9 protein-coding genes are annotated in these 11,511 nt (G+C 60.4%); 6 read left to right on the top strand and 3 right to left on the bottom strand.

Translation table 11 applies throughout. The features are described from left to right. On the bottom strand, positions 1-711 hold the full coding sequence (locus GTU76_RS17005; RefSeq protein WP_246376061.1) for a carboxymuconolactone decarboxylase family protein: 711 nt from the start codon (positions 709-711) through the stop codon (positions 1-3). 306 nt (positions 712-1,017) lie between these two features. Here GTU76_RS17005 and GTU76_RS17000 point away from each other — a divergent pair, with 306 nt between their 5' ends. Together GTU76_RS17000 and GTU76_RS16995 are read left to right on the top strand one after the other, a co-directional pair. Beyond that, positions 1,018-1,965 carry an NAD(P)-dependent alcohol dehydrogenase gene (locus tag GTU76_RS17000; RefSeq protein WP_016987747.1) on the top strand — a complete coding sequence of 316 codons (948 nt, stop codon included), beginning with the start codon at positions 1,018-1,020 and terminating at the stop codon, positions 1,963-1,965. Then, entirely contained in the window at positions 1,965-2,669 is a 705-nt protein-coding gene (locus GTU76_RS16995; RefSeq protein WP_016987746.1) for a helix-turn-helix transcriptional regulator, read from the top strand. The genes GTU76_RS17000 and GTU76_RS16995 overlap by 1 nt, the downstream gene beginning before the upstream one ends. A gap of 33 nt (positions 2,670-2,702) precedes the next feature. On the opposite strand, the gene GTU76_RS16990 is transcribed toward GTU76_RS16995, so the two are convergent. Continuing rightward, complete coding sequence (locus GTU76_RS16990; protein ID WP_016987745.1) at positions 2,703-3,287, bottom strand: TetR/AcrR family transcriptional regulator; 585 nt, start codon at positions 3,285-3,287, stop codon at positions 2,703-2,705. Positions 3,288-3,499: 212 nt separating this feature from the next. Here GTU76_RS16990 and GTU76_RS16985 point away from each other — a divergent pair, with 212 nt between their 5' ends. The 4 genes from GTU76_RS16985 (at position 3,500) to GTU76_RS16970 (ending at position 9,817) form a co-directional block, all read left to right on the top strand. Continuing rightward, positions 3,500-4,177, top strand: coding sequence for a type 1 glutamine amidotransferase domain-containing protein (locus tag GTU76_RS16985; protein WP_180699139.1), 678 nt, complete (start codon positions 3,500-3,502; stop codon positions 4,175-4,177). A gap of 104 nt (positions 4,178-4,281) precedes the next feature. Continuing rightward, a complete protein-coding gene (locus GTU76_RS16980) occupies positions 4,282-5,406 on the top strand; it encodes an alkene reductase (protein ID WP_175554038.1) in 1,125 nt (374 codons plus the stop codon). Positions 5,407-5,687: 281 nt separating this feature from the next. Next, the gene (locus tag GTU76_RS16975; protein WP_180699138.1) at positions 5,688-7,226 is read left to right on the top strand and encodes a cryptochrome/photolyase family protein; all 1,539 of its coding nucleotides are present in this window, start codon (positions 5,688-5,690) and stop codon (positions 7,224-7,226) included. 128 nt (positions 7,227-7,354) lie between these two features. Beyond that, positions 7,355-9,817 (top strand): PAS domain-containing protein, encoded by a 2,463-nt coding sequence (locus tag GTU76_RS16970; RefSeq protein WP_180699137.1) that lies wholly within the window; start codon positions 7,355-7,357, stop codon positions 9,815-9,817. Here GTU76_RS16970 and GTU76_RS16965 read toward each other — a convergent pair. Beyond that, the gene (locus tag GTU76_RS16965; protein ID WP_180699136.1) at positions 9,779-11,326 is read right to left on the bottom strand and encodes a diguanylate cyclase; all 1,548 of its coding nucleotides are present in this window, start codon (positions 11,324-11,326) and stop codon (positions 9,779-9,781) included. The two genes, GTU76_RS16970 and GTU76_RS16965, sit on opposite strands and share 39 nt — an antisense overlap. Positions 11,327-11,511 lie beyond the last annotated feature (185 nt).

The raw sequence follows: 11,511 nt of genomic DNA, 5'->3' as shown, positions 1-11,511 counted from the left end.
TCAGCCCGGCGCGCGCTGGCTGAACACTTCCTTGAACACCGGCACGGCGGAAAACGCATTCGGCCATCCGGCATAGAACGCCAGTTGGGTAATCATTTCCGCCGCTTCGGTCTGGCTCAAACCGTTGTCCATCGCCCGACCCAGGTGATAGCCGACCTGGCCGGTCTGCCCGTTGGCCACCAACGAACTGACCGTGATCAGGCTACGATCACGGGGCGCCAGACCTGGCCGCAACCACAGATCGCGGAACAGCGCTTTGGTGGTGAACTCGACCAGCCCCGGCGCCACTGACCCCACCGCCGCATTCACGCGCTCCACGCGGTCAGCTTCGCGAGCCTGGTCCAGCGGCAGCAATGACGGCGCAACCGGTGCCAGTTTCTCAGCATCGATGTTGCGCGCGGAGAACACCTCGCCGGCGATAGGCAGAGCTGCTGACGCATTGCCCCAACCGGAATAAAACGCCAGGTGATTGAGCGTTTCGGACAGCTCAAGCGGCGTGACACCGTTGTCCAGCGCAAGGTTGAATTGCGCGGCCATCTCGGCGGTTTGCCCGCGTGCAATCAACACCGCAACCGTCACCAGACTGCGGTCACGCGGTGACAATCCCGGGCGTTTCCATACTTCGCCAAACAACATTGCATCGGTGTTATGAGCCAGTGCCGGGGACACGGCAGCCGCGGCATCGGAAGTCATTGCGGGTGAACGTTTCATGGAGGTCGAACCTTTTTCAGTTGAAGCACAGGCTGTCAGCATCAGTGCGATGGCCGTCAACAGAAGTCGGCTGGAGTGGGTCACGCTACGAACCGGGAGTGCTGCCATCGTTAAGCTCCTGCTGACGGGATAATCAGCCGCTACGGTAAACCGACGAGGATCTTGCGACTATCTGCGCTCAGCGTCATGAAGTCATGAACACCGTTCATCAATCTGCCTCCCCGATAGAAAGCGAATGGTGCCAAAAACTGGCACTGCCCCGTTATAGAGTCGGTGTCATGTCCACTCTCGGAAGGCGAACCCAACATGTCAGCAGGCTATAAACGTATTCAGTATTCGCGCTACGGCGGCCCGGACGTGATGCGCGTTGAAGCATTCCCGCTGCCGGCACCCGGCAAGGATGAAGTGCTCGTGCAGGTCAGATTTGCAGCGATCAACCCCATTGACTGGAAGTTGCGTCAGGGCCGGATGAAGCTGATCACCGGCAGAACATTTCCGCGCGCGATGGGTATGGATTTCTCTGGCGTGGTTCTTGCGGTTGGGGCGAGTGTCAGACGCTTCCAGGTCGGCGACGCGGTTTTCGGGCTATCCCGCTTCAAAGAAAGTGGCGCATTGGGCGAAGCCGTCGTGACCAGGGAGGACTTTCTGGCGAGCAAACCGGATACTCTTTCCTTCGCCGATGCGGCGTGCCTCGGCACACCGGGCATTACCGCGTGGAACGGGTTGATCGACAAGGCCAGACTGCAAGCCGGTCAGCAGGTTTTCATCAATGGTTGCGCGGGGGCAGTCGGCGAAGCGGCGGTGCAGATCGCCCTGATGTCGGGGGCCACGGTATCGGGCAGTTGCAGCGCGTCGGACGTTGCCCGGGCACAGGCGCTGGGGGTATCGACCGTCTACGACTACCGGTTAACGGACCTGAAGAGGCTGCCGGCGCGCTTCGATGTGGTGTATGACACGGCCGCGACGATGACGGTCTCGACCGGTATCGGATTGCTGCGTCCGGGCGGCTGTTTGCTTGATCTCAATCCTGGGCCGGGTAAATTCCTGCGTGGCTTGATTGATCGGCGACTGAAACTGGTCATTGGCACACCGCGACACGAAATCCTCGAAACACTGGCCAGTGCCGCCAGTGAGGCACGCTTGAAAATTCGGCTAGGAGAAGTGGTGCCGCTGGACGGCGCCATACAACTGATCCGCGAGCTCGAACAGGGCCGCAAACTCGGCGGCAAAGGTGTCGTCGCCATGGAGCGTTAATGGCCAGAAGTCATCGTCTGTTTGAGCTGATGCAAGCGCTGCGGCGTCATCGTCGTACGGTGTCCGGCAAAGCCTTGGCGGCTGAATTGGGCGTGTCGTTGCGCACGATTCGCCGCGACATCGTCACGCTGCAAGGCATGGGGGCCGAGATCGACGGCGAGCCGGGCCTTGGGTATGTGCTCAAGCCCGGTTTTGTCCTGCCGCCGCTATCGTTCAGCGCCGAGGAAATACAAGCCTTGGTCATCGGCGCGCAATGGGTCAGCCGGCAGACCGACAGCCAACTCGCGGGCGCCGTCAACAATGCCCTGGCGAAAATCAGTGCCGTGCTGCCCGCGCAGATGCGGCCGATCTTCGAAGACGAAACCTTTTACGTGGCCAAGCCGCAAAAGCCCGGCACAACCATCGACCTCAGCGAGATTCGTCGGGCGCTGCGCGAGCAGAACAAGCTGCGCATCGCGCTAGCGCTCGAACATGCGGAGGCCGCCGAACACATCATCTGGCCGATCATGTTGGGTTTTATCGAGGGCCAGCGCTGCATCGCAGCGTGGTGCGAAGGCGACAGCCGGTTTCGCGTGATCGATATGGCTGACCTTGCGACGGTGCAGGTGCTCGTCGAACACTACGCGCCTGACCGCCGGCGCTTGATCAAACAATGGCGTGCCGAGGATGTGCGGCCCTGCAACAGTCAGGGCGAGGTGTGTTGAGCCATGTAACCTGGGCCACAACGGCCCCGCCGCTCACACCGCCAGCAGTTGTCGGGTCATCGCCATCGAGGTCTGCAGCGACTGCCCGGTACGCTGTAATTTGTTCAGCAAACTCGCGCCCAACCACAGCTGATACAGGGTTTCCGCCAGATGCCGGGCATCGCCCTTGGGCAGGCTGTTCTCGGCCTGGCCCTGCTCGATGCACAGGCTGATGCGCGCCACCACTTGCTCGGCACCATCACGCAGGGTGAGGCGCATTGACTCCGACAAGTCGGCGACTTCGGCGCTGAGCTTGACCACCAGACACTCATCGCCATGCCCTTCGAGGGTGCAGCGGTTCTGCCAGCCCTGCCAGTAATCCATCAGCCGCTCATAGGCGCTCAGCCCTGGCAGCGTCAGGCGCCGCTCCATGTCGGCGAGGTAGCCGACGAAGTAATCCGCCAGCAACGCCTGACCGTACAACTCTTTGGATTTGAAGTAGTGATAGAACGAACCCTTGGGCACACCGGCGGTTTGCAGGATCTCGTTGAGGCCGACACTGGTGAAGCCCTTCTCGGCCATCATCCGGTGGCCGGTGTCGAGCAAATGTTGGCGGGTGTCGTCGTAGGTCGGTTTCATCGGGCGCACATTACCAGGCAATAGACCAGTCGTATATTTGGAGGAACGGAAGTTTGCCATACCTGTCGATGAAAAACCGCAGGATAAAAAATTACTAGACGACTGGTCTAATTGGAATCTATGCTGCGCCCCGACAAACGTTTTCTGACCGGTGTAGCCGATGTGCGAATCCTTCGCTCAATCGAAGACACCTGATCGACTCAAGGTGCTCTATGAAAATCCTGATGGTTTTGACTTCCCACGATCAACTCGGCGACACCGGCAAGAAAACCGGCTTCTGGCTGGAAGAGTTCGCCGCGCCCTACTACGCCTTCAAGGACGCCGGCGCCGACGTCACGCTGGTTTCGCCGGCTGGTGGCCAGCCGCCGCTGGACCCGAAAAGCGATGAGCCCGATGCCCAGACCGCCGAGACTGATCGCTTCCGCAAAGACTCCGCCGCGCAACAGGCACTGGCCAATACCGGGCGCTTGGCCGACGTCAGCGCCGATGATTTCGATGCCGTGTTTTACCCGGGCGGCCACGGCCCACTGTGGGACCTGGCCGAAGACAAGCAATCGATCGCGTTGATCGAAGCGTTTGACCGCGCCAACAAGCCCCACGGTTTTGTCTGCCATGCGCCGGGTGTATTGCGTCACGCCCTCACCGCTGACGGCAAACCGCTGGTCCAGCATCGCCAGGTCACCGGTTTCACCAATGCCGAAGAAGAGGCCGTTGGCCTGACGGACGTGGTGCCGTTCCTGATTGAGGACGAGTTCCAGCGTCTCGGCGGCCATTATTCGAAAGTGGCTGACTGGCAGGTTCATGTGGTCGCCGACGGGCAGCTGGTCACCGGCCAGAACCCTGCCAGCTCTGCCGCTGTCGCGAAAAAACTGCTGGAGATGCTGGGCTAAAACCTCGCTTCCAACCTTCCTAACGCCGGGTGTGTGTTACCCGGCGTTATTTTTTCACCTGATAAATAGTCGACTGGTCTAATAAACCCAAGACAAGGTAATCCATGAATAGCAGCCCGTTCTTCACCCCGGCCAAACTCGGTCATCACACCCTGAAAAACCGCATCGTTCTGCCGCCCCTCACCCGCCAGCGCAGCACCCAACCGGGCAACATCGCCAATGAGTTGATGGCCGAGTATTACCAACAGCGCGCCGGCGCCGGTTTGCTGGTCACCGAAGGCACGCAGATCGAACCCCGAGGTCAGGGCTATGCGTGGACGCCAGGGATTCATACGCCTGAGCAAATCGCTGGCTGGCGCAAAGTCACCGAGGCCGTACATGCCGTGGACGGGGTGATTTTCGCCCAGTTGTGGCACGTTGGCCGTGTCTCGCACACCGCGCTGCAACCCGACGGCGCAGCGCCGGTTTCGGCCTCCGCCGTGGCCACCGAGCGGGTCAGCGTGTTTATCGAAACCGCGCCTGGCGCCGGAGAACTGGTCACCCCGTCGGCACCGCGCGCACTGAGCACCGATGAAGTTCAGGAGTTGGTTCAGCTGTACATTCAGGCGGCGCGCAACGCCATGGACGCGGGTTTTGATGGTATCGAATTGCACTGCGCCAACGGTTATCTGGTCAACCAGTTCATCTCGGCTCACAGCAACCTGCGCGACGATCAGTACGGCGGTTCGCTGCACAATCGCCTGCGCTTTTTGAAGGAAGTGGTGGCTGGCGTCGCCGAGTGCATCGGCAAGGAAAAAGTCGGCGTGCGTTTTGCCCCGTTGTTCACCACCACCGATGAAGCGCGCACCTACCTGGGTATGGTCGAGGAAGATCCGCACGCCACTTACATCGAAGCGATCAAAATCCTGCAAGACGTCGGCATTGCTTATCTGTCCATCGCCGAAGCCGATTGGGACAACGCCCCGGCGATGCCACAAACGTTCCGTCAGGCGGTGCGCGAGACCTTCAGCGGCGCGATCATTTATGCCGGGCGCTACACCGCCGAATCCGGCGCGCAACTGCTCGATTCCGGGCTGGCAGACTTCGTCGCTTTCGGCCGCCCGTTCATGGCCAACCCCGATCTGCCGGCGCGAATTGCCAATGACTGGCCGTTGAATGCGTTGAATCCGGCGACGGTGTATGGCGGTAACGCCGAGGGCTATGTGGATTACCCCGTTTATCCCGGCTAAGCCTTTCAAGACACAGTAAACGCTCCCGCAACAGCGGGAACGTTCATCCGAGTCGGAGTGCAAACCCTTGTGGGAGCGAGCCTGCTCGCGAAAGCGGCGGGTCAGTCATTCACAATGTTGAATGTGACGACGCCTTCGCGAGCAGGCTCGCTCCCACAGGGGGGGATGTGAATATTCACCGCACAAAAACCTATACACAGACTACAATCTGTACAACTATCTGGACTAAACACTTAAACGTCCACTCGGCAGCCTGCTGCTCACTACGCTGAATCCGTGAAATGAACAAAACCCATCGGCTGTGCCTCGTTCTGGGCGACCAGTTGTCGTTTGATCTGGCTTCATTGGCAGGTCTGGATCGCGAACAAGACCGTGTGCTGCTGGTCGAGGTCATGGAAGAAGCCAGCCATGTTGCCCATCACCCGCAGAAGATCGCGCTGATTTTCAGCGCCATGCGTCATTTCGCTCAGGCGTTGGAGCAGCAGGGTTTCCAAGTGCATTACGTGACCCTCGACGATCCGCACAACAGCGGCTCGGTGCCCGGCGAGTTAAAGCGCTGGCAGGCGCTGCTACAAGCCAACGAATTGCACATGACCGAATGCGGCGACTGGCGTCTGGAGCAATCGCTCAAGGAATGTGGCTTGCCGATCCATTGGCATGCCGACAACCGTTTCCTGTGCAGCCGCGACGAATTCCGTGCGTGGGCCGCTGGCAAAAAGCAGCTGCGCATGGAGTTCTTCTATCGCGAGATGCGCCGCAAAAGTCGCCTGTTGCTCAACGGTGACGGCACGCCGGTCGGCGGCGCGTGGAACTTTGATGCCGACAATCGCAAAGCCCTGCCCAAAACCGTCAAGGCGCCCTACCCGGCGGGTTTTACCAACGATGCAATCACCCTCGAAGTTCTCGCACTGGTCAAGGAACGCTTCGCCAGTCACTACGGCAGCCTCGATGATTTCAACTATCCGGTGACGCATGCCGATGCCCAGGCATTGTGGGCGTACTTTCTCGATTACGGCCTGGCCGGATTCGGCGATTATCAGGACGCGATGGCCAGCAACGAACCGTTTCTGTTTCATGCCCGCATCAGCGCTGCACTGAACATTGGCTTGCTCGATCTGCGCCAACTCTGCGCCGATGTGGAGTCGGCCTATTGGTCCGGCAGCATCGCGCTGAATGCCGCCGAAGGCTTCATTCGCCAACTGATCGGCTGGCGCGAATATGTGCGGGGCGTTTATTGGCTGCACATGCCGGAATACGCCGAGGGCAATGCCTTCAGTAATACGCGGCGCCTGCCAGAGTTTTACTGGACCGGCGCAACGCAAATGAACTGCATGCGTCAGGCCATCGGCCAAAGCCTCAAACACGCCTACGCCCATCACATCCAGCGCCTGATGGTGACCGGCAATTTCGCCCTGCTCGCCGGCATCGCGCCGAGCCAGATATGTGAGTGGTATCTGGCGATCTACATGGACGCTTTCGATTGGGTCGAACTGCCCAACACCCTCGGCATGGTCATGCACGCCGACGGCGGCTACCTCGGTTCCAAGCCTTATTGCGCCAGCGGCCAGTACATCAACCGGATGTCCGACTACTGTCGCGACTGTGCGTACTCGGTGCGTGAAACCACGGCCGACAACGCCTGCCCGTTCAATGCCTTGTACTGGCATTTCCTGATGCGCCACGGCGACCTTCTGCGCAGCAATCAGCGCATGGGCATGATGTACAAAAACCTTGATCGCATGCCGTTGGAAAAACAGCAGGCTTTGTGGCAACGCGGGCAGAGTCTGCTCGACAAACTGGATCGCGGCGAATCGCTATGAAAACGCGTGTGCCTTTGGCCCGTGTGCAACTTAAACATGGGGCCCTGGGTCAATGGCTGACAAAGCTTGTGAGGCCGATGGTTTGAAACACGCCAATTGAACGCAAGCCAACCATCAACGCATGAAGGGTGAACATCCTGAAACAGCTTACTCGCGAGGAGCTTGAGTCTGAGGTCACGCGCCTGCGTCTGGCCGTCAAGGCGACCTGCGACGCCGTCTGGGACTGGGATCTGAAAACCAATCAGGTCATCTGGAACGACTCGCTGCAACAGGCGTATGGCTACGCGTCAGCAGCCATCGAGCCGACCTGTGACTGGCGATTTGCGCAGATTCACACGCAGGATCGCGCGCGCGTGACAACCTCGATTCGCTCGGCCATTGACGGCTCTGGCACGACCTGGAGCGCTGAGTACCGCTTCCTCTGCCACGATGGTTCATACGCCGAAGTCCTGGATCGCGGACATCTGATCCGCAATGCCGATGGCAAAGCCGAACGCATGATCGGTGCGATGCTCGACCTGACCCGTTCGCGCAGCGCCGAGACGGCATTGCGCCAGAGTGAAGAGCGCTTCAGCACCATTCTGGAAACCATCGAAGCAGCTTTCGCCATCGTCAAAGTCAAATTCGACGCCGACGACCAACCCATCGACTATTTCTTTGTCGAGGCCAACCCGGCGTTCGAGCGTCAGGCCGGGGTCAACCTGCGGGGCAAGTGGGTCACCGAGTTTGCGCCCAACCTGGAGAAATTCTGGTTCGAGACCTACGGCCATGTGGCCAAGTCCGGCGAACCGGCCAACTTCGAGAACTACGCCAATACCTTCGAACGCTGGTTCGATGTGCGCGCCGTGCGTGTCGGCGACCCGGCCGATCGGCAGATTGCGATCTTCTTCAGCGATGTCACCGAGCGCCGCGACGCGCAAGAGCGTTTACGCATCAGCGAAGCGGTCGCTCGGGAAAACGTCGAGCGTGTCCAGCTCGCTCTGGCCGCCGGCGCCATTATCGGCACCTGGCACTGGCACTTGCCCAGCGATCGCTTCAGCGTCGATGAGGCCTTCGCGCGGGTGTTCGACCTCGACCCGGCCTGGGGTCTCGACGGTCTGAGTCTGGAGCAAGTGGTGATGACCGTGCACCCGGACGACAGGGAAGGACTCACCACCGCGATCAACGAAGTCATTGCCCGTGGAGGTGCCTATTCCCACCAATACCGAGTGCGCGGCGCGGATGGCCAATACACCTGGATTGAAGCGAACGGCCGCGTCGAGTGCGCCGAAGACGGCACGCCTTTGCGCTTTCCCGGCGTGCTCATCGATGTCGAAGACCGGCGCAATGTCGAAGCCGAGCGCGACCGGGTCACCGCCGCATTAAAGGCGCTCAACGACACACTGGAACAGCGGGTCTCGGCGCGAACCGCAGAACTGATGCAGGCCGAAGAAAAATTGCGCCAATCGCAGAAAATGGAAGCGGTCGGGCAACTCACCGGCGGTCTGGCCCATGACTTCAACAACCTGTTGGCGGGTATCTGCGCATCCCTTGAGCTGATGGACAAACGCATCGCCCAGGGTCGTCTGAACGACATCGACAAATACATGCTGATCGCCCAGGACGCCGCCAAACGCGCCACCGCCCTGACCCATCGCCTGCTGGCCTTCTCCCGCCGGCAGACCCTCGATCCACGACCGACTGAAGTCAACGCGCTAATTGCCGGCATGAGCGAACTGATCCAGCGCACCGTCGGCCCGAGCATTCGCCTGAAGACGGTCGTTGCCGCCGATCTGTGGCCGGCGCTGGTCGATGCCAGCCAACTGGAAAACGCCCTGCTCAACCTGTGCATCAACGCCCGCGATGCGATGCCCGATGGCGGCAGCATCACCGTCGAAACCGCCAATCGAACCCTGGATGCTGAATCAGCGCGCGTACGGGAAATGCCCGAAGGGCAATACCTGTGCTTGTCGGTCGCCGACACCGGTACCGGTATGAGTGCGGAAGTGATCGCCAAGGCCTTCGACCCGTTTTTCACCACCAAACCGCTGGGCCAGGGCACGGGCCTGGGGCTGTCGATGATCTACGGTTTCACCAAGCAATCCGGCGGGCAGGTGCGGGTGCAATCGACCGTGGGGCAAGGCACCGTCATGTGCATTTACCTGCCGCGCTACCTCGGCGAAACGCAGCGCAATCAGGATGACACGCAAAGCTCAGCGACGCCTCATGCCAAGGCCGGTGAGACCATCCTGATTGTCGACGACGAACCCACCGTCCGCATGCTGCTCAAGGACGTGCTGAGCGACCTCGGCTACGACTTGCTCGAAGCGGGCGACAGCGTTGAAGGATTGGAAGTGTTGCGTTCCAGCGCGCACATTGATCTGCTCATCACCGATGTCGGCTTGCCGGGCGGCATGAACGGCCGGCAGATGGCCGATGCGGGCAGGCAAATCAGGCCGAAGCTGAAGACCTTGTTCATTACCGGATACGCGGAAAACTCGGTGATCGGTAACGGTCAACTCGGCCCGGGCATGCAGGTGCTGACCAAACCGTTTGCCGTCGACACGTTGGTGTCACGGGTTAGTGGCCTGCTGTCCATTGACGTCGAATGAGGGTTGCGCAGTGGATGTCATGAACCTGTTGCGCCCTGCCGTTTTCGCTTGATACAGCGCTTGATCGGCGCACTCGATCAGAGCGCTCACCGGATCCAGGCGCGGACCCCGCGCGGCGGCGATGCCGATGCTCAGGCTCACGCGGGTCTCGGGACTGGTGGGGTGGGCAATGTTGGCTTGCTGCAAGCGCTCGATTATCAGCTGCGCCACCACCTCGGCACCGTCAATATCGGTGTCGGGCATGATCACCGCGAACTCTTCACCACCATAGCGCGCCACCAGGTCCGACGGCCGCCGCACACACGCATCCAGCACGCTACCGACGGTTTGCAGACAGGCGTCGCCGGCAACGTGCCCGAGCGCATCATTGAACCGCTTGAAATAATCGATATCGATCATCAGCAACGCCAGCGACGAGTTGTTGCGCTGTGCCCGCCGCCCCTCTGTGGCCAGGGTCTGGTCAAAGCAGCGCCGATTCGCCAGACCGGTCAGCGCATCCTTCATGGCCAGCAGTTCCAGCTGTCGATTGGAACCGAGCAACTGCTGCTGAGCGATGCGCAGTTCGCCTTCAATCTGGGTCCGGCGACGGATGTCGAGGATCAAGAACCAGCCGATCAGACCGGTAAGCCCCAACAGCCCCGCCACCACCACCGCCGACAGCAGTGCCTCGGTTCGCCACGCGGTGAGCGCTTCACGCTTGCCGATGGCGACCGTGGTGATCAGCGGCAATTTCTCGCTTTTGCGGAAGGCGTAGAGGCGTTCGACGCCATCCAGGCTGGAGGTATACGACGCGGTACCGACCGATTGATCGACCAGGTATTTGGCGTAGATCGGCGACTTGGAAAAGTTGCGGCCCATGTCCTGCTCGCGGAACGGATAGCGCACCAGCAACGTGCCGTCGGTGTACGACAAACCGATAGCACCTTCCTGCCCGACGTCGAGTTTGCCGAACAGGCGCAGGAAGTTTTCCACGCCCAAGGTCACGGCCACCACCCCGGCAAACTCGCCACGATCATCGTTGAAACGGCGGCTGACGGTGATCACCCACTCCTGATTGGAGCGGCTGCGTATCGGTGGCCCGATAAAAGGTTCGCGGCTCGGGTCGTCGCGATGATGAATGAAATAGGCCCGATCACTGCTGTTGGCACCCGCCGGAATCGGTCGATTGGACGACATCAGCCAATGGCCCTGACGGTCATAGATGGTGATCCCGCTCATTTGTGGCATCAACGGCTGTTGGCGGTTGATCAGCGCACCCAAGCGCTGGATCTGCGCGGGGCCACTGCCTTCGGTTTCCAGGCGCTCGACCAGCCCGAGCAACAGCAGCGAACTTTGCCGGACAATGCCCTCGGAATAGGTCTCGAGTGCCTGGGTCAGGTTCAACCCGTGCACATTGACTTCCTCCAGCGCGCGATCGCGCGAGGACAGCACTTTCCAGATGGTCAGCGACGCCAGGGAGCAGCCGATGACCAGCAGCAAGAGGATGACGAGGTGGGTATCACGCTTCACGAAAGTACCTAATGGAAAGTCCGGTTTCCGGTTCCGGCCGTTACTGATTCAAGGCAATAACAGCGGTCGTATGTCCTCGACCGGCGCAAGGATACAAGTAGCGCGACGAACGCGCAGCAACCATGTGACGGAACGTCGTTTTCAACCCCTTGGCGTTGTTTCGCAACGACAAGGCAGCGGCCTGC

The sequence above is a fragment of the Pseudomonas crudilactis genome (genome assembly GCF_013433315.1).
GTDB classification, from domain to species: Bacteria; Pseudomonadota; Gammaproteobacteria; order Pseudomonadales; family Pseudomonadaceae; genus Aquipseudomonas; species Aquipseudomonas crudilactis.
Note: the sequence above shows the minus strand (reverse complement) of the source record. Positions and strands in the feature narration are given on the sequence as shown.

Coding starts and splice junctions, on each gene's coding strand:
- GTU76_RS17000 (WP_016987747.1), top strand. CDS start 1,018: ATGTCAGCAGGCTATAAACGTATTCAGTATTCGCGCTACGGCGGCCCG.
- GTU76_RS16990 (WP_016987745.1), bottom strand. CDS start 3,287: ATGAAACCGACCTACGACGACACCCGCCAACATTTGCTCGACACCGGC.
- GTU76_RS16995 (WP_016987746.1), top strand. CDS start 1,965: ATGGCCAGAAGTCATCGTCTGTTTGAGCTGATGCAAGCGCTGCGGCGT.
- GTU76_RS16975 (WP_180699138.1), top strand. CDS start 5,688: ATGAACAAAACCCATCGGCTGTGCCTCGTTCTGGGCGACCAGTTGTCG.
- GTU76_RS16985 (WP_180699139.1), top strand. CDS start 3,500: ATGAAAATCCTGATGGTTTTGACTTCCCACGATCAACTCGGCGACACC.
- GTU76_RS16980 (WP_175554038.1), top strand. CDS start 4,282: ATGAATAGCAGCCCGTTCTTCACCCCGGCCAAACTCGGTCATCACACC.
- GTU76_RS17005 (WP_246376061.1), bottom strand. CDS start 711: ATGAAACGTTCACCCGCAATGACTTCCGATGCCGCGGCTGCCGTGTCC.